Annotated in this window: 15 protein-coding genes; 6 read left to right on the forward strand and 9 right to left on the reverse strand. The window is 72.3% G+C overall.

All coding sequences use genetic code 11. The annotated features are described in order from the left end of the window. Window positions 1-106 precede the first annotated feature (106 nt). The 3 genes from V6V47_RS30670 (at window position 107) to V6V47_RS30680 (ending at window position 4,058) form a co-directional block, all read left to right on the forward strand. Window positions 107-1,000, forward strand: coding sequence for an ABC transporter ATP-binding protein (locus V6V47_RS30670; protein ID WP_334632010.1), 894 nt, complete (start codon window positions 107-109; stop codon window positions 998-1,000). Then, window positions 997-2,058: an ABC transporter permease gene (locus V6V47_RS30675; protein ID WP_334632012.1), complete on the forward strand. Its 1,062-nt coding sequence runs from the start codon at window positions 997-999 to the stop codon at window positions 2,056-2,058. The genes V6V47_RS30670 and V6V47_RS30675 overlap by 4 nt, the downstream gene beginning before the upstream one ends. 188 nt (window positions 2,059-2,246) lie before the next feature. Next, complete coding sequence (locus tag V6V47_RS30680) at window positions 2,247-4,058, forward strand: carbohydrate binding domain-containing protein (RefSeq protein WP_334632013.1); 1,812 nt, start codon at window positions 2,247-2,249, stop codon at window positions 4,056-4,058. Between the two features lie 69 nt (window positions 4,059-4,127). Here the strand turns inward: V6V47_RS30680 and V6V47_RS30685 are convergent, their stop codons facing one another. After that, window positions 4,128-5,261 carry a peptidoglycan-binding protein gene (locus V6V47_RS30685; RefSeq protein WP_334632014.1) on the reverse strand — a complete coding sequence of 378 codons (1,134 nt, stop codon included), beginning with the start codon at window positions 5,259-5,261 and terminating at the stop codon, window positions 4,128-4,130. Between the two features lie 252 nt (window positions 5,262-5,513). On the opposite strand from V6V47_RS30685, the gene V6V47_RS30690 reads away from it, so the two are divergent. Further along, window positions 5,514-6,539, forward strand: coding sequence for an RICIN domain-containing protein (locus V6V47_RS30690; protein ID WP_334632015.1), 1,026 nt, complete (start codon window positions 5,514-5,516; stop codon window positions 6,537-6,539). A 34-nt stretch (window positions 6,540-6,573) separates the two neighbouring features. Here V6V47_RS30690 and V6V47_RS30695 read toward each other — a convergent pair whose 3' ends face one another. The 8 genes from V6V47_RS30695 to pgsA all read right to left on the reverse strand — a co-directional run bounded on the left by V6V47_RS30695 (window position 6,574) and on the right by pgsA (window position 13,476). After that, the gene (locus tag V6V47_RS30695; protein ID WP_334632016.1) at window positions 6,574-7,227 is read right to left on the reverse strand and encodes a DUF402 domain-containing protein; all 654 of its coding nucleotides are present in this window, start codon (window positions 7,225-7,227) and stop codon (window positions 6,574-6,576) included. Window positions 7,228-7,500: 273 nt separating this feature from the next. Further along, on the reverse strand, window positions 7,501-8,253 hold the full coding sequence (locus V6V47_RS30700; RefSeq protein ID WP_334632017.1) for a YebC/PmpR family DNA-binding transcriptional regulator: 753 nt from the start codon (window positions 8,251-8,253) through the stop codon (window positions 7,501-7,503). 200 nt (window positions 8,254-8,453) lie between these two features. After that, window positions 8,454-9,056, reverse strand: coding sequence for a pyridoxal 5'-phosphate synthase glutaminase subunit PdxT (gene pdxT, locus V6V47_RS30705; RefSeq protein WP_334632018.1), 603 nt, complete (start codon window positions 9,054-9,056; stop codon window positions 8,454-8,456). A gap of 2 nt (window positions 9,057-9,058) precedes the next feature. Further along, the gene (pdxS, locus tag V6V47_RS30710) at window positions 9,059-9,976 is read right to left on the reverse strand and encodes a pyridoxal 5'-phosphate synthase lyase subunit PdxS (RefSeq protein ID WP_334632019.1); all 918 of its coding nucleotides are present in this window, start codon (window positions 9,974-9,976) and stop codon (window positions 9,059-9,061) included. Window positions 9,977-10,134: 158 nt separating this feature from the next. Then, on the reverse strand, window positions 10,135-10,629 hold the full coding sequence (locus tag V6V47_RS30715) for a hypothetical protein (protein ID WP_334632025.1): 495 nt from the start codon (window positions 10,627-10,629) through the stop codon (window positions 10,135-10,137). Continuing rightward, window positions 10,629-11,789, reverse strand: a complete 1,161-nt coding sequence (locus V6V47_RS30720; protein WP_334632020.1) for a glycosyltransferase family 4 protein — start codon at window positions 11,787-11,789, stop codon at window positions 10,629-10,631. Before V6V47_RS30720 ends, V6V47_RS30715 begins: the two co-directional genes overlap by 1 nt. A gap of 75 nt (window positions 11,790-11,864) precedes the next feature. Next, a complete protein-coding gene (locus V6V47_RS30725) occupies window positions 11,865-12,794 on the reverse strand; it encodes a phosphatidylinositol mannoside acyltransferase (protein WP_334632021.1) in 930 nt (309 codons plus the stop codon). Window positions 12,795-12,846: 52 nt separating this feature from the next. Then, entirely contained in the window at window positions 12,847-13,476 is a 630-nt protein-coding gene (gene pgsA / locus V6V47_RS30730; RefSeq protein WP_334632022.1) for a phosphatidylinositol phosphate synthase, read from the reverse strand. 249 nt (window positions 13,477-13,725) lie between these two features. On the opposite strand from pgsA, the gene V6V47_RS30735 reads away from it, so the two are divergent. Further along, window positions 13,726-15,882 (forward strand): elongation factor G-like protein EF-G2, encoded by a 2,157-nt coding sequence (locus V6V47_RS30735; protein WP_334632023.1) that lies wholly within the window; start codon window positions 13,726-13,728, stop codon window positions 15,880-15,882. Between the two features lie 102 nt (window positions 15,883-15,984). After that, window positions 15,985-17,166 carry an ice-binding family protein gene (locus tag V6V47_RS30740; RefSeq protein WP_334632024.1) on the forward strand — a complete coding sequence of 394 codons (1,182 nt, stop codon included), beginning with the start codon at window positions 15,985-15,987 and terminating at the stop codon, window positions 17,164-17,166. The last annotated feature ends 120 nt before the right edge of the window (window positions 17,167-17,286 follow it).

Consider the following 17,286-nt stretch of genomic DNA (forward strand, 5'->3'; position numbering starts at 1 on the left):
GCCGCCCTCCGCCCCGGCGCCCCCCCGCCCGCCCGCCCCCCCGGCCCCCCGCCCCCCCCCACCACCCTGACTCCAGGGGATCCACCCGCCTCGCTAGCGTGGATTCGTGACCAGAACGCTGCGCCTGGAGGGCGTCGACCGCAGCTTCGGCGACCGCCAGGTACTCAACAACGTGTCCTTTGAGGTGGCTGCCGGCCGGATGACCGGCTTCGTGGGCGCCAACGGCGCCGGCAAGACCACCACCATGCGGATCATCTTGGGCGTACTCGCCCCGGACGCCGGCGAGGTTAACTGGGGCGGCGCGCCGTTGACCCGGCAGGACCGGCGGCGCTTCGGCTACATGCCGGAGGAGCGCGGCCTCTACCCCAAGATGTCCGTCCGGGAGCAGGTGACGTACCTGGGTCGGCTGCACGGCCTGGACGTGTCGGCGGCCCGGCGGGCCACCGACACCCTGCTGGAACGGGTCGGGCTCGCCGAGCGCGGCAACGACCTGCTGGAGACGCTGTCGCTGGGCAACCAGCAGCGGGCCCAGATCGCCGCCGCGCTGGTGCACGACCCGGAGGTGCTCGTGCTCGACGAGCCGTTCTCCGGCCTGGATCCGTTGGCCGTGGACACGGTCGTCGCCGTGCTGCGGGAACGGGCCGCCGCCGGGGTGCCGGTGCTCTTCTCCAGCCACCAGCTCGACGTCGTGGAGCGGCTCTGCGACGACCTCGTGATCATCGCGGACGGGGTGATCCGGGCCGCCGGCAGCCGGCAGCAACTGCGCGACACGTACACCGTGCCCCGGTTCGAGCTGGTGGTCGCGACCGACGCCGGCTGGCTGCGCGACGAGCCCGGGGTGACGCTGGTCGACCTGGACGGTGCTCGGGCCGTGTTCGACCTGGCACCCGACGCCGACGAACAACCCGTGCTGCACGCCGCCCTGGCCCGCGGCCCGGTCCGCGCCTTCCGTCCGGTCCGCCCCTCGCTCACCGAGATCTTCCGAGAGGTCACCCAGTGAACGTCACCCAGGCCACCCGGCTGGTCGCCGCCCGCGAGATCCGGGTCAAGCTGCGCGACCGCACGTTCCTGTTCGGAACCCTCTTCTTCCTGCTGATCGCCGCGTTGGGCACGATCCTGCCGCCCCTGCTCTCCGGCGGGCCGGACAGCGTCGCGGTCACCCAGGACGCCGCCGGGCCGCTGCGGGCCGCCGGCCTCGACGTCCGTGTCGTGCCCGACGACCGGGCCGCCGAACAGGCCGTCCGCGACGGCGACGTGGACGCGGCGGTCGTCGCCGGGCCGGCGGTGCTCGCCATGGACGAGGCCCCCGACGACGTGGTGCGGGCGCTGAGCACCGCGCCGCCGGTGCGGCTGCTGGACCCGGACGCGGTCGACCCGGTGGTGGCGTTCCTGGTGCCCTTCGTCTTCGCGTTCGTCTTCTTCATCACCTCACAGACGTTCGGCGTGCAGATCGCGCAGAGCGTCACCGAGGAGAAGCAGACCCGGATCGTGGAGATCCTGGTCGCCGCCGTGCCGGTCCGGGCGCTGCTGGCCGGCAAGGTGGTGGCCGGGGCCCTGCTGGCGCTGGGCCAGATCGCGCTGATCGCGGTGGTGGCGGTGATCGGCATGCAGTTCGGGGACAGCGGCGATCTGCTCACCCTGCTCGCCCCGGCGATCGGCTGGTTCGTGCCGTTCTTCCTGCTCGGCTTCGTGCTGCTGGCCGCGATGTGGGCGGCGGCCGGCGCGTTGGTCAACCGGCAGGAGGACATCGCCGGGGTGTCGACGCCGGTGCAGCTCGCGGTGATGCTGCCGTTCTTCGCGGTCATCTTCCTCAATGACAACGCCGACGCCATGCGGGTGCTGTCCTACCTGCCCTTCTCGTCACCGACCGCGATGCCGCTGCGGTTGTTCACCGGAGACGCGGCCGGGTGGGAGCCGTTCGTCTCGCTGGTTCTGCTGCTGGTCAGCGCCGGCGCGTTCCTGGTCGGCGGCGCGCGGATCTACGAGGGGTCACTGCTGCGCACCAACGGCCGGACCTCGCTGCGCACCGCCTGGAGGGACCGGGAGTCCATCGGCTGACCCGTGATCGGCTCACCTGGGCGCCGGTGTCCTGAACGGACACCGGCTCCCACTGCCGTCCACCCCCTGTACGGAACCGGCCCGCACGTCTGTTCGGTGGCCGCGAACAGGGCGAACGCTCCTACGGTGAGCCGAACCTCACGGCAACGACCAGCGTCGTCGCCGTCCCCGGATCGGAAAGGCTCGCCATGGCCCCAACGCTCGGCCTGCGGCACTACGACTACTCCCGGCGGCTGCGGCACCTGCTCACCGCGCTGCTCGCGATCGTGCTCGCGATCACCCTGCCAGCCGTGTCCCGCGCACAATCGGCCTCCGCCGCCCCCGCGGGCAACCTGATCCTCAACGGGACGTTCGACAACGGCAGCACCGCGCCCTGGTGGACCCGGCTCGCCGCGACCAGCACGACGGTCAACGCCGGTCAGTTGCGCATCCGCACCGCCGGACCGGCCAGCAAGCCCACCTGGGACGACCTGGTCGGTCACTTCGAGTTCGGGGTGACGGCCGGCCAGCCGTACCGTCTGCAGTTCGACGCCTCGGCCGACCTGAGCCGCACCCTGCGCGTCTCGGTCTCCCGGGCGGACACGCCCTTCACCTCGGCGGTCGACCAGACGGTCGGGCTCACCTCGACGATGCGCCGGTTCACCTTCGACTTCGCGTCACCCTTCGGGGACCCGCAGGCGGTGCTCCTGTTCCACCTCGGCGCGCACGCCGCCTCGACGGTCCGGCTGGACAACATCTCGCTCACCCCGTTGGCGAACGACCCGGCCACCGACCCGATCCTGTACTGGAACGGCGTCCTGCTGGACACCTACAAGGCACTGGACCTGCCACCCACCTCCTCGTCCCGGGAGGCGGCCATCCTGCACGCGGCGATGCACGACGCGGCGGTCTCGGTCACCGGTGTCGGCAACCCGTACCGGGTGCGGGTGCCGGTCAGCTACCCGGGCACGATGGACAACGTCGTGGCGCCGTCCCTGCACGCGGCCATCGACCGGGCGGCGTACGACGTGCTGACCGCCCTGTACGGCCCGCAGGGCCGGTCCTACACCGCGGCGTTCAACACGGCCGTCGGTCGTCGGCCGTCCGGCGTGAACGCCGCCGAGGCCGCCCGGGGTGACACGGTCGGCGCCGCGGCCGCCACCGCCAACCTCCAGGCCCGGGTCAACGACGGCTCCGGCGACAACACGCCGTACCAGCTGGACGGGGTACCGGGTTCGTGGCGGCCGACCAACGGTAAGGCGGCGGTCAGCCCGAACTGGGGCCGGGTCACCCCGTTCGCGTTGACCTCCGGTCGGCAGTTCCGGCCCGGTCTGCCGGCCAACGCCGTCGACTACGCCGATCTGCTCGGCAAGCAGGAGTACCGCGACCAGGTCCAGGAGCTTCGCGACCACGGCGGCATGTCGTCGCCGCTGCGCACCGACGACCAGACGCAGATCGCGTTCTTCTGGGCCAACGACCTGGCCGGCACGTACAAGCCGCCGGGCCAGCTCTTCACGCACACCCGGATCGTCTCGGAGCAGCGGCAGCTCGGCATTCTGGCCAACGCCCGACTCTTCGGGCTGGTTGCCCTCGCCCTCGCCGACGCCGCCATCGCCGCCTGGGACGCCAAGTACGACACCGGGATCGACCTGTGGCGGCCGGTGACCGCGATCGAGGCGATGTTCGGTTCCGGCTGGCAGCCGCTGTCGCAGGACCGCAACGGCGTGGCGTACACCCCGGCCTTCCCGGCCTACATCTCCGGACACGCCACCTTCGCCGGGGCGTGGGCGGCGGTGATGCAGCGGTTCTTCGGCACCGACGCGATCGGGTTCGACGCCACCACCGACGACCCGCACGCGGTGGGGGTGGTCCGGCACATGAGCGGCTTCGACCACGCCGCCGACGAGAACGCGATGAGCCGGATCTACCTCGGCGTGCACTACCGGTTCGACGCGGACGCCGGGCTCGCCACCGGTCGGTCCGTCGGTGCCTACGTCTTTGCCAACCGGCTGCGACCGTGAGTCGTCTGCCGGTGTAACGGGGGGGGCGCTCCCCGTCCGGTCCTCGGACCGGACGGGGAGCGGCACGCGTCAGGGTGACGGTGGGCAGCGCCGGTGACCGAAGTCGCCGGTACGCGACCAGACGTCCCGTGCCGCCGCGATGCTCCACCCCGGGTCCAGCGCGGTCCGGCGGTCGACGCCGAGCCGCGTCAGCTCCATGTCGCTGAACTGGAACAGCCCCCAACGCCGCGAACCGTCCGCGAGGACCTCCACGCGGTACGGATCCAGCCCGGACAGGCACCGCACCAGCCGAACCGTCCCGGCCGGATCCTCCGGGAAGGTCGCCCGCAGGGTCTTGCTGAGCTTCTGCTCCGGCCAGGCGACCGGCACCACCGAGGCACCCTCCAGCTCGTCGAGCGTCCGCCCGTCCACCGTGCCACTGACGGGCAGTCCATCCAACGCCTGGAAGGCCATCACCCGGCTTGCCGTCTCCGGGCCGAACCAACCGTCCGCCGGTACGTGCAGCCCGCCCGCGACCAGTCGTTCCTGGAGGTTGAGCACGCACGGGCCGTACATCCCCTGGCGCAGGACGAGCGGGCACCCGTCGGTCGACGAACCGTCCGCATCGCCCGCCGGCTTGGCGACATTGGGCAGCAACGTCCCGGACGCCCCGAGCGCCATGGTGCCGAGCAGCGCGAGCATCGCGAGCCGAAGCCACCGACGCGTCGGCGGGCTGACCCGGCGCACGTCCACCGGTGCCCGAGCCGGCAGGACCGGGCCGGCGGCCGGAACCAGGTCCCCAGCCGTACTCGGGTCCGCGGCCGGACTCACGTCGGCGGCCGTTGTCGGGTCGGCGGCCGTTGTCGGGTCAGCGGCCCGGTCAGCGTCCGGGACCGGGTCGACGAGGGGTGTGCCGTTGTTCCACCGGGTCTGCTCGGTGAGGCGCGCCTCGATGTCGCGCCGCAGCTCGATCCACCGGTCGATCTCGGCCGTCGAGGTGCCGCAGGCCGCCAGCAGCGCCACGATGGTCCGCTCGCGGGGCAGGGTCATCCGTCCCAGCATCGTGGCGAGGGTGCTCGGCGGCAGCCAGTGCCCGGCAGCCGAGGCCCTCCGGGAGATTTCCCGGTACGTCAGGCCGGAACGCCGACGTACGTCCCGGAGCAACACCACGTACTCCCCCGCCGTGGCCACCTGCGGCACCGGATCGCGGGCAGCAACATCCATCGGACCTCCCCGTGTCGTCGATGTGGCCGGGCCGGACCGGTGCCGGTCCATGCTCGTCGGCCGTACGCCGGTCAGCGGCGCTGCCATCGAGAAATGACGCTAGATAAGCAGGTCGGTGTAGACAATGCCCGGACCGCGTCCGAGTCGTGTCCGGGCAGGACAGCGGGGCTTGTCCGGGTTCTGTCCGACCATCTCGGACAGTCCGAGGGGGGCCGCTTGCCCGGAGCCGGGCGGTGTCTGGAGAATCGGGCGATGGACACGCGGGAGCTACGGCCGGACGAGGCTGACGATCCGGCCGAGTTTGTCGACCTGCTACGGCGACTGAAGGACCGCTCCCGCCTCACCTTCCGGCAGTTGGAAGAGCGTGCCGCAGCGGCCGGCGACGTGTTGGCCCGCAGCACCGCCGCGGACGTTCTGCGCCGGTCGTCCCTGCCACGGCCGGAGGTCCTGGCGGCGTTCGTCCGGGCCTGTGGCGCAGGGGATCAGGTCGAGGTGTGGCTACGCGCGCGGGACCGCCTCGCCGCTGGCGCATACGCCGCCACGACGCCGGACGGCACCACCTCGGCCGACCCGATCCCGGCGGTGGCGGGGTCTGAGGCTGCGCGTCGGCGCTGGTGGCCCAACCCCGTACCGCTGGCGCTGCTCGTCGCGGCGCTACTGGCGCTGCTCGGCGGAGGCGCCTGGTACCGGCACGTCGACGAGCAACGGACGGCGGCCGACCGCCGTGACCCCCCTGGCGGCAGCTCTCCCGTCACGCCGACCGGCAACCCCGGCCCCTCGTCCCCCCCGGCGGACCCGTCGGCCGTGCCGAAGGGCGGTCGGAGCCAGATCCGGCCCGCCCGCGCCCCACAACTGTGTCTCACCGAGGGACGTGACCGCACCGAGCAGTATGCGAGCGCGGTGGCGGTTCAGCGCCCCTGCGCCGAGGCCACCCCGCCGGACACGTCGTTGGTGCCCGTGACAGGCGGTCTGTTCTTCATCAAGTGGGATCACCCGGTGGAGGGGGCGGGCTGCCTCACCGTCCGCGACGAGAGTCCCGGCCGGCACCTGATCGAGCCCTTCAGTTGGGAGAAATGCGTGACGGACGGGCCGACCCACCTGTTCCGCTTCGAACCGACCGGATCGGTACCCGGGGCGTACCGCCTCCGGCCGGCCCGCATGGATCTGTGCATCGGCATCCGCGATGATGCCACCGAGGCCTTGGCCGAGGCGGTGGCCGAACCCTGCACCAGCGACGCCGACCAGGTGTTCCTGATCGATCAACTACCCACTCGCTGACGGTCCGCGCGGTGCGGCGGTCGACCGTTCGTCGTCAACGGGCGGCCGGCACGGCGGCGTCCCAGCCCGCGGTCGGCACGGCCTCCCAGCCGGCGGGCAGCCGGGGCGCCGACCACGCCGGGTCGGGCTGCCACGACGCCCACGCCGGGTCCCACCAGCGCTCACCCGCGTCGAGCAGGGCGGCGATCCGGTCACCCTCGCCCTGGATGGCGTCCGCCATCCCCGGGTAGCGGCCCTCGACGAGGCGCTCGGCGAAGATCTCCACGTCCTTCCAGACGTACCGGTCGGCGTCCGCGCCCCACCACAGGTCCAGCTCGTGGTCGAGGGTGTCCACCCCGATCGGGGTACGCCGCAGCGGGTCCTGGAGGTTGAAGTACCAGCCGGCGAAGTCGCGCTCCGGCCCCGTCCAGAACACGTCGATCGAGTGCGCCTCGCCGGGGCGGTGCAGCATCAGCTTGCCGTGCCCGTGCCACGCGCGGTGTCCGGCGGCCTCCCAGGGGTGCCGGCCGCACGGGAAGGTGCCGGACTCCGGGAAGCCGAACTCGGCCCCCGGCGGGATGTAGAGCGCGAGCAGATCGGGCGTGTCCGCGACGCAGATCGTCGGGAAGCCGAACCAGACCTCACCGAGCAGGATCTCGCGCCGGACGACCACGTCGCCGGGCGCGTACCGATGCGCTGTCTCTGCCATGCCCTGACCTCTCCCTCGCTCCACCGGAAGCGTAAGGGCCCGTGATACGCCGCGCCCCGTCGGCTCCCGTCACTCTCGCGCTCCACCGAGCCCGAATCGTGGACACTTTCCGTCAGCGGAGACCGCCCGACATCGCGATCTTGCACTTGGTGTCGGCGATATGCCGGCTATCGCCGGTTTCGTCGAGGCAGAAAGTGCAAGATCGCGTCCGGGTGGGGTGGGGTCCGGGTGGGGTGGGGTCGGGGTGGGGTGGGGTGGGGTGAGGGTGGGCGGTTAGGCGTCGACTGCGGCCATTACGTCGTCGCTCACGTCGAAGTTCGCGTAGACGTTCTGCACGTCGTCGCAGTCCTCCAGGACGTCGATCAGCTTGAAGATCTTGCGGGCGCCCTCTTCGTCCAGCGGGACGTTGACGCTCGGGATCAGCGACGACTCGGCCGACTCGTACTCGATGCCGGCGTCCTGCAGCGCGGTGCGGACCGGGATCAGATCGGTCGGCTCGGAGACCACCTCGAACGCCTCACCGAGGTCGTTGACCTCCTCGGCACCGGCATCGAGGACCGCCATCATGACGTCGTCCTCGCTGGTGTCGGCCTTGGGCACGATCACCACACCCTTGCGGGAGAACATGTACGACACCGAGCCGGCGTCAGCGAGCGAACCGCCGTTGCGGGTCAGCGCGGTGCGCACCTCGGTGGCGGCCCGGTTGCGGTTGTCGGTGAGGCACTCGATCAGCATCGCCACGCCGCTGGGGCCGTACCCCTCATACATGATCGTCTGCCAGTCGGCGCCGCCGGCCTCGAGGCCGGAGCCGCGCTTGACCGCGCGGTCGATGTTGTCGTTCGGGACCGAGTTCTTCTTGGCCTTCTGGATGGCGTCGAAGAGCGTCGGGTTACCAGCGGGGTCGCCGCCGCCGATACGGGCGGCCACCTCGACGTTCTTGATCAGCTTGGCGAACATCTTGCCGCGCTTGGCGTCGATGACGGCCTTCTTGTGCTTGGTGGTCGCCCACTTTGAGTGGCCGGACATCTGTTACCTCCGTCTGTCAATCCACGCCTGCGTCGACTGCCGCACCGATATCTTGCGCGCCGCATCCGCCGATCCGGCGGCCGGTCAGCTCCGCGCGGGAATGCCGCGCCGGGCGACGGCCCTGCCGGACCGCGGCAATCCTACCGAGGTCGCACCCCGGCATGTCACACCCGGCACCCGCCGAGCTGCCGGCGCGGCGCTCAGGCGGCCCGCACCAGCTCCACGAAGTACGCGTGCAGGCGCAGGTCGCCGGTCAGCTCGGGGTGGAACGAGGTGGCCAGGAGGTTGCCCTGCCGCACCGCCACGATCCGACCGGCCGCCGGGCCCTCGGTCACCGTGCCGAGCACCTCGACGCCCGCCCCGACCCGCTCGACCCACGGCGCGCGGATGAAGACCGCGTGGAACGGCTCGCCCGGCACCCCGGTGATCTCGACCGGCGCCTCGAACGAGTCGACCTGCCGACCGAACGCGTTGCGTCGCACCGTCATCTCGATGCCGGCAAAGCCGCGCTGGTCGGGTCGGCCGTCCAGGACCTCGGTGGCCAGCATGATCATGCCGGCGCAGGACCCGTAGACCGGCATCCCGTCGGCGATCCGCTTGTCGATCGGGTCGCGCAACTCGAAGATGTCGGTGAGCTTGCTGATGGTGGTGGACTCGCCCCCGGGGATGACCAGCCCGTCGACCGCGTCCAGCTCCGCCGGACGGCGGACCGGGCGGGCGTCCGCGCCCGCCGCGGCCAGGGCCGTGACGTGCTCGCGGACGTCCCCCTGTAGCGCGAGCACACCGATGGTGGGCCCGCTCATCGTCACCAACCCCGCTCGGCCAGCCGGTGCGGCTGCGGGATCTCGTCGACGTTGATGCCGACCATCGCCTCGCCGAGGCCACGGGAGACCTTGGCCAGCACGTCGGGGTCGTCGTGGAAGGTGGTGGCCTTGACGATCGCGGCGGCCCGCTGCGCCGGGTTGCCGGCCTTGAAGATGCCGGAGCCGACGAAGACGCCCTCGGCGCCGAGCTGCATCATCATCGCGGCGTCGGCCGGGGTGGCGATCCCACCGGCGGTGAACAGCACCACCGGCAGCTTGCCGCTCTCGGCGACCTCCTTGACCAGCTCGTACGGGGCCTGGAGCTCCTTGGCCGCGACGTACAGCTCGTCGGTGGGCAGCGAGGAGAGCCGGCGGATCTCCTGCCGGATCTTGCGCATGTGGGTGGTGGCGTTGGAGACGTCACCGGTGCCGGCCTCGCCCTTGGAGCGGATCATCGCGGCGCCCTCGGTGATCCGACGCAGCGCCTCGCCCAGGTTGGTCGCACCGCAGACGAAGGGGACCGTGAAGGCCCACTTGTCGATGTGGTTGGCGTAGTCGGCCGGGGTCAGCACCTCGGACTCGTCGACGTAGTCCACGCCGAGCGACTGGAGGATCTGCGCCTCCACGAAGTGACCGATGCGGGCCTTGGCCATCACCGGGATGGAGACCGCGTCGATGATCCCGTCGATCATGTCGGGGTCGCTCATCCGGGACACGCCGCCCTGCGCGCGGATGTCGGCGGGCACCCGCTCCAGGGCCATCACCGCGACGGCGCCGGCGTCCTCAGCGATCTTGGCCTGCTCGGCGTTGACCACATCCATGATCACGCCGCCCTTGAGCATCTCGGCCATGCCGCGCTTGACGCGGGCGGTGCCGACGACGGGGGTGGTACCGGTGGTCGGGGCGGTGTTTTCAGACACGGGTCATCGCTCCTTGGACGTGCTCTGGGGGTGGCAGCGAAAATGCTACGCCGGGGTCAACGCCGTTCCGACAGCCAATCAGACCCCCGGTGGCCTGCGTTGTGGCCGTCATCACCGCCCACGGGCGGGCCCTCCGGCCCCGCGGCGGACGCCACGCGTCAACCGGCGGGCACGTCCGCGGGCACGGCCACGGTCGGGTCGTCGATGTCGAAGTAGCGCGGCACCTCGCGGCCCCGCCCCATCCGCAACAGCCGCACCATCCGCCTCCCGCGTACCGAGCGTGCGTCGCGGACCAGATCGGTGTGGACCTGCCGGGACAACGCGAGGCGGCGGCTGGCGGCGATCACCGCCGCGCAGTCCGGATCGGCCGGGTCCAACTGCACCGTGCGGAGCTGCCGGGTCAGGTCGTTCTCCGCCGCCTCCCGCTCGTCCGGGCTGGCGTCCAGGGCGATCCGGGCCGCCGCGTACAGCTCGACACCGAAGCGCCGCTCGGCCAGCACCGCGGCGGCCGCCGCCCGGCGCAACAGGTGGGCATCGAGGGCCCGGGCCGCCAGCTCCGCGCGGCCCTGCAGCCGCTCGACCCGGCCGGCGGTCCAGACGAGGTATGCCGCGACCAGCCCCACGACCACACTCGCGGCCACCACCCACCACATCAGCTGAGCTCCACCCACTCCTGGTCGATGACCCGCCCGTCCGTCGCCTCGATCGCCGCTGCGTAGACCTCCAGAACGCGGCGGGCAACCGTCGGCCAATCGAAATTCGCCACCACCTGATCGCCGCAGGCGCTGAGCGCGACCCGGCCGGCCGGGTCGTCCAGCAGCTCGGTCAGCGCCTTGCGCAGCCCCGCCGGGTCACCGGTGGGAAAGAGCCGCCCGGCGCGCCCGCCGTCCAGCACCCGCCGGAACGCGTCCAGGTCGCTCGCGACCACCGCGGTGCCGGCCGCCAAGGCCTCGGTGAGGATCATGCCGAACGACTCACCGCCGGTGTTCGGTGCCACGTAGAGATGCACGCTGCGCAGCATCCGTGCCTTGTCCGGCTCGGACACCAGGCCGAGGAACGTCACCTGATCATGCAGCGCGGCCGGGAACTGGTCGTACAGGTCGTCGGCGTCGCCCGGACCGGCGACCAGCAGCCGCAGCCCGGGACGGGTGGCGGCCAGCTCCACGAAGGCGTCCCGCAGCACCGGGAAGCCCTTGCGCGCCTCGGTGAACCGGCCCAGGAAACCCACCGTGCCGCCGGTGCCCGGCCCGCACTCCCCCGGCCAGCCCGGCAACGCCTGCGCGTCGGCGAACTTGGCCACCGCGACCCCGTTGGGGATCTCCACCGCGCCGCCGTCCATGTGCTCGACCTGCACCTTACGGGCCAGCGCGCTCACCGCGATCCGGGCGGTGATCCGCTCCAGCACGATCTGGAGTACGCCCTGCGCGGCGGCCAGCACCCGCGAACGGGTCATCGCGGTGTGGAAGGTGGCCACCACCGGGCCGCGGGCGGACAGCACCGCCAGCAGCGACAGGCTCAGGGTGAGCGGCTCGTGGACGTGCAGCACGTCGAAGTCACCGTTGGTGATCCAACGCCGGACCCGCGCCGTGGACACCGGGCCGAACGCGATCCGGGCCACCGACCCGTTGTACGGCAGCGGTACGGCCCGGCCGGCCGACACCACGTACGCCGGCAGGGGCGAGTCCTCGTCGGCCGGCGCGAGCACGCTGACCTGGTGCCCCAGCGCGATCAGCGCCTCGGCGAGGTCCATCACGTGGTTCTGTACGCCGCCCGGAACGTCGAACGAGTACGGGCACACGATGCCGATCCGCATGTGTCAGTGCCCCTCGTTCGCGGCTGCGGGGCTCCGCTGCGCTGCACTCCTCGCGCTCACCGTGCCCCCACCCCCTCAGGCCTGGCCCGTGGTCGGCGAGGGCAGCGCCGAGCCGTCCCCCGCTGACCGCTGGTCCAGCCACATTCGCTGCAACATGTGCCAGTCTTCCGGATGCCGGGCGATACCCGCCGCCAGGCGGTCGGCGATGAGCTGGGTCAACGCCCGGACCCGCTGGTCCAGGGACCCCTCCTCGGGCCCCGGCACCGGCAGTGGGCCGTCGAGTGCGGCGTGCGCCGTGCCCGGTTCATACCAGAGTGAGGCCACGTAGAGGGGTGCGCCGGTGTGCAGCGCGAGCAGTGCCGGCCCGGCCGGCATCCTGGTCCGGCCGCCGAAGAAGTCCACCTCGACCCCGCGGGCGGAGAGGTCCCGGTCCGCCAGCAGCGGCACCACCGCGCCGGCGCGCAACCGCTCCAGCAGCACGTCGAACGCGGGTCGGGGCCCGCCACGGTTGGGCAGGATCTCCATGCCCAGGCTCTCCCGGAAGGCCACGAACCGCTCGTAGACGCCCTCCCTGAGCCGCTCGGCGACCGTGGTGATCGGCCAGCCGGAGGCCGCCACCCACGCGCCCGCGGCGTCCCAGTTACCGGCGTGCGGCAGCGCCACCACCGCGCCCCGGCCGGCGGCCACGTCGGCGGCGAGCAGCTCGGCGCCGTCGAGCCGGAACCCGGCCAGGATCTGCTCCCGGCTCAGCGCGGGCAGCAGGAACGCCTCCATCCAGTACCGGGCGTACGACCGCAGGCCGCGCTTGACCAGCTCGTCCAGCTCGGGCTCGGGCAGCTCCGGGCCGACCACCCGGCGCAGGTTCGCGCGCAGTCGGGCCGTACCCCCGCCGCCCTGGCGGTGCGCGCGGTCCGCGCCCGCCTGGAACGCCGCGGCCACCAGCGACCGGGGCAGCGCGCGGAGCACCCGCCAGCCGGCGACGTAGCCCAGCTCGGTGAGGTTCACGCGGCCGGGCCGCCGGTCGTCCGGCGGCGCGTCGCCGCCGCGTCGGCCGCGGTCACCCCTGGCCGTCCGGCTGGAGCTGGCGGGCCTGGCGGTAGACGTGCGTCATCCGCTGCCCCACCGTGAAGATCGACACCGCGGCGAGCAGCCAGAGCGAGATCTCCAGCGCCGGGTCGACGTTGAGGCCGGTGAGGATCCCGCCGACCCCGACGATCAGCAGCCGCTCGGTGCGCTCGGCGATGCCCACGTTGGCGGTCATGCCCAGCCCCTCGGCGCGGGCCTTCACGTAGGAGACCAGGCTGCCGGCAGCCAGGCAGACCAGCGCGGCGGCCACCCCGGAGTGGTCGCCCTGGGTGGCCAACCAGTACGCGACCGCACCGAAGACGGCACTGTCGGCGACCCGGTCCATGCTCGAGTCGAGGAACGCGCCGAACCGGGTGGACCCGCCGCTGATCCGGGCCATCGTCCCGTCGAGCAGGTCCGTGAGCGCGAAAAAGGTGACGATCAACGCGCCCGCGACCAGATGGCCGCGGGCACCGAAGCCGAGTGCGCCAACGAGCACACCGAGGGTGCCCGTCACGGTGACGGCATTGGGGGTGACGCCCGCGCGCAGCAGGGCGCGGGCAATCGGCTCGACGACGCGGGTCATCCCCGCGCGGGCCGACACTTGGAAGATCTTCGCCATGGCGGTCCCCACGATAACGGTCCGCCCAGGTCCGGCGATACGGCCGGGTCCATCGACCCGCCCAGGGCAGGCTTGTGCCTATCCCGTATCGGGTGTGAGATCGAGCCGGGAGGTGAGCCAGCTCACCCGTCTGCCCGTCCCGTTCTCGCTGTGCAGCAGACCACCGGAGGATATCGCCACGCACTCGCCCCGGGCCGCATCCCGTCGCGCGGCGGTCGCCACCACCACCGGCTGAGGGAGGTGCGCCCCATGGCGCAGAAGAGTCAAGAGAAGGGTTCCACCGGCGGCACGCCGGTGGTGACCGAGCCCGAGCGGGTTCGCAACGTGGTGCTCGTCGGGCACTCCGGAGCGGGCAAGACGACCCTGGTCGAGGCGCTGCTCGCGGCGACCGGCACGATCGGTCGGGCCGGCAGTGTGGTCGACGGCAGCACGGTCGGCGACCATGACCCCGCAGCCGTACGCCAGCAGCGCTCGGTCAGCCTGTCCTGCGCGCCGCTCCTGCACGACGGCATCAAGGTCAACCTGTTGGACACCCCGGGGTACGCCGACTTCGTCGGCGAACTGCGCGCCGGGCTGCGGGCCGCCGACGCCGCGCTGTTCGTGGTCTCCGCGGCCGGCGGGATGGACGCGGCGACCGTGGCGCTGTGGGAGGAGTGCGCGGCGGTCGACATGCCGCGCGCGGTCGCGGTGGCCCGCCTGGACCAGCCCCGCGCCGACTTCGACGAGGCTGTGGCGCTCTGTCAGCGGGTCTTCGGCGACAACGTGATGCCTCTCTACCTGCCGATGCTCGGCGACGACGGAGTGTCCACCGCCGGCCTGCTCGGCCTGATCACCCGCCGGGTCTTCGACTACACCGCCGGGCTGCCCGCCGACGTCCGCGAACCCGACCCGCAACACCAGCCGGCCATCGCCGAGTCCCGCAACGAGCTGATCGAAGGGATCATCGCCGAGAGCGAGGACGAGTCGCTCATGGACCGTTACCTCGGCGGCGAGGAGATCGGCACCGAAGTGCTCATCGAGGATCTGGAGAAGGCGGTCGCCCGAGGCCACTTCTATCCGGTGGTGCCGGTCTGCGCGGAGACCGGGGTCGGGCTGGACGCGCTGCTGGAGGTGCTGACCGCCGCGTTCCCGTCGCCGCTGGAGCACGAGTTGCCGCCCGTGGCCGGAGTGGACGGCTCGCCGCGTCCGCCGCTGACCTGCGACCCGGACGGACCGTTGGTCGCCGAGGTGGTCAAGACCACCGTCGACCGGCACGTCGGGCGGGTCTCGCTGGTCCGGGTCTTCTCCGGCACGCTGCGTCCCGAGCAGATCGTGCACGTCTCCGGGCACGGCCTGGCCGAACGCGGGCACCCCGACCACGACGCCGACGAGCGGGTCGGGCACATCTTCACGCCGCTGGGCAGCGCCCTGCGCGAGGTGTCGCTCTGCGTGGCCGGCGACATCTGCGCGATCACCAAGTCGGGCAGCGCGGAGACCGGTGACACCGTCTCCGCCAAGAGCGACCCGCTGCTGATCGCACCGTGGGAGATGCCCGAACCGCTGCTGCCGGTGGCGATCGTCGCCCGCAGCCGGGCCGACGAGGACGCGCTGGCCCGCAACCTGGCCCGGCTGGTCGCCGGCGACCCCACGTTGCGGTTGGAGCGCAACCCCGAGACGCACCAGTTGGTGCTCTGGTGCATGGGTGAGGCGCACGCGGACGTGGTGCTCGACCGGCTGCGCGCCGGTGGCGTGGAGCTGGACACCGAGCCGGTCCGGGTGTCGCTCCGCGAAACGTTGACCGTGCCGGCGACCGGGCACGGCCGGCACGTCAAGCAGTCCGGCGGCCACGGCCAGTACGCGGTCTGCGACATCGAGGTCGAGCCGCTGCCCCGCGGCGGCGGCTTCGAGTTCGTCGACCGGGTCGTCGGGGGCGCGGTGCCCCACAACTACATCCCGTCGGTCGAGAAGGGCGTCCGCGCCCAACTGGAGCGCGGCCTGGTCGCCGGCCACCCGGTGGTCGACCTGCGGGTGACCCTGGTCGACGGGAAGTCGCACAGCGTCGACTCCTCCGACGCGGCCTTCCAGACCGCCGGCGCGCTGGCGCTGCGCGACGCCGCCGAGCGGGGCCAGCCGGCGCTGCTGGAGCCGATCGACGAGATCACCGTGCGGGTTCCGGACGGTTCGGTGGGCGCCGTGATGGGCGACCTGTCCGGCCGGCGCGGCCGGGTGCTGGGCACCGAACCGGACGAGGACGCCGAGGGCCGCACCCTGGTCCGCGCCGAGGTCCCGGCCAGCGAACTGCTCCGCTACGCCGTCGAGCTGCGCTCGATGACCGCCGGCACCGGCACCTTCCGCCGCCACTTCGTCCGCCACGATCCCCTGCCCGCCCACCTGGCCGACCAGGCCCGCAAGGAGCAGACCCCCTAGCCCGCGCCGGGCGATCGCCACCAGAACCGCGATCGGGAGTTTGCGGTCGAGAAAGGAGGTAATGTCCGATTCCTCGGCACGTCGACGACGCGAGGAGGACCTATGGCGAGTCCCGGCCCGGCGATCACCCGTCGCACGCTTCCCGCGATGGGCCGGTTCGCCGCCGTGTTGCTCCTGATCGCTGCGACCACTGTGCTGATTGACGTGGCCGCACCGCAGAGCGCGCGGGCCGAGACCGTGACGGTGCCACTGGGCACCGCCGCCGACTTCGCGGTCCTCGCCGGCACGACGGTGACGAGCACCGGCCTGTCCGTGATCACCGGCGACATCGGAGTGAGCCCCGGCACGGCCGTGACCGGCTTTCCCCCAGGGCAGATCAACGGCGCGATCCACTCGAACGACGGCCCCGCCGTGCAGGCCAAGGCTGACCTGGCAGTCGCCTACAACAACGTCGCCGCGCGGCCGACCACGGACATCATCTCCGGTGGCCTCGGCGGAACCACCGTGACCACCGGCGTGTACGGCTCCGTCAACGGCACCTTCGGGATCACCGGCACGGTGACCCTCGACGCCGAGGGCGACCCGAACGCCGTCTTCATCTTCAAGGCCACCTCCACGTTCATCACCGCCGCCGACAGCGTCGTGAACCTGATCAACGGCGCCCAGTCGTGCAATGTCTTCTGGCAGGTCGGCAGCTCGGCCACGTTCGGCGCCAACTCCATCCTGCGCGGGGACGTCCTCGCCTTCACCTCGATCACCGTCGGCGCCGGGCTGCTGGTCGACGGCCGGACGTTGGCGCTCAACGGTGCGGTCACCATGGACACCGACACGATCACCCGGTCGACCTGCGCCCAACCGAGGGAGCTGTCGATCAGCGCACCAACGGCGGCCGACCTCGGCGGCGCCGCCCCCGGCGGTACGGTCTCCGCCCAGCTCGGGCCGGTGACGGTGGAGGACCGGCGCGGAATCGAGGACGCGAACTGGATCGCGACGGTGGTCGCGACGGACTTCGTCACCAGCGGCAGCCCGGTCCGGACCGTGGGCCGGAGCAACGCCTCGTACTGGTCGGGGCCGGCCACCTCGACCATCGGGGACGGCACCTTCACCTCGGGCCAACCCACCGCACAGGACGCTCAGACCCTCGACCTGCAACGCACCGCGTTCACCTACACCGGCGGCCGCGGCACCAGCTCGGCCACCTGGGATCCCGTCGTCACCGTCCAGATACCCCTGGCGACCGTGGCCGGTGTCTACAGCTGCACCCTGACCTTCTCCGTCGCCTGAACCGCCCCCGCCGACCCCGTCGATCTAGGGAAAACCACCGTGAATTGATCTCCCCGGCCAGCGATTCGCCCTAGATCGACGGGGACGGGGCCGGGGCCGGGGGGGGGGGGAAGCGCGGGG

The sequence above is a fragment of the Micromonospora sp. CPCC 205539 genome (genome assembly GCF_036906815.1).
In the GTDB taxonomy this organism is placed as follows: Bacteria; Actinomycetota; Actinomycetes; order Mycobacteriales; family Micromonosporaceae; genus Micromonospora.

Coding starts and splice junctions, on each gene's coding strand:
- V6V47_RS30690 (WP_334632015.1), top strand. CDS start 5,514: ATGGACACGCGGGAGCTACGGCCGGACGAGGCTGACGATCCGGCCGAG.
- V6V47_RS30700 (WP_334632017.1), bottom strand. CDS start 8,253: ATGTCCGGCCACTCAAAGTGGGCGACCACCAAGCACAAGAAGGCCGTC.
- pdxT (WP_334632018.1), bottom strand. CDS start 9,056: ATGAGCGGGCCCACCATCGGTGTGCTCGCGCTACAGGGGGACGTCCGC.
- V6V47_RS30685 (WP_334632014.1), bottom strand. CDS start 5,261: ATGGATGTTGCTGCCCGCGATCCGGTGCCGCAGGTGGCCACGGCGGGG.
- V6V47_RS30740 (WP_334632024.1), top strand. CDS start 15,985: ATGGCGAGTCCCGGCCCGGCGATCACCCGTCGCACGCTTCCCGCGATG.
- pgsA (WP_334632022.1), bottom strand. CDS start 13,476: ATGGCGAAGATCTTCCAAGTGTCGGCCCGCGCGGGGATGACCCGCGTC.
- V6V47_RS30720 (WP_334632020.1), bottom strand. CDS start 11,789: ATGCGGATCGGCATCGTGTGCCCGTACTCGTTCGACGTTCCGGGCGGC.
- V6V47_RS30735 (WP_334632023.1), top strand. CDS start 13,726: ATGGCGCAGAAGAGTCAAGAGAAGGGTTCCACCGGCGGCACGCCGGTG.
- V6V47_RS30680 (WP_334632013.1), top strand. CDS start 2,247: ATGGCCCCAACGCTCGGCCTGCGGCACTACGACTACTCCCGGCGGCTG.
- V6V47_RS30715 (WP_334632025.1), bottom strand. CDS start 10,629: ATGTGGTGGGTGGTGGCCGCGAGTGTGGTCGTGGGGCTGGTCGCGGCA.
- V6V47_RS30695 (WP_334632016.1), bottom strand. CDS start 7,227: ATGGCAGAGACAGCGCATCGGTACGCGCCCGGCGACGTGGTCGTCCGG.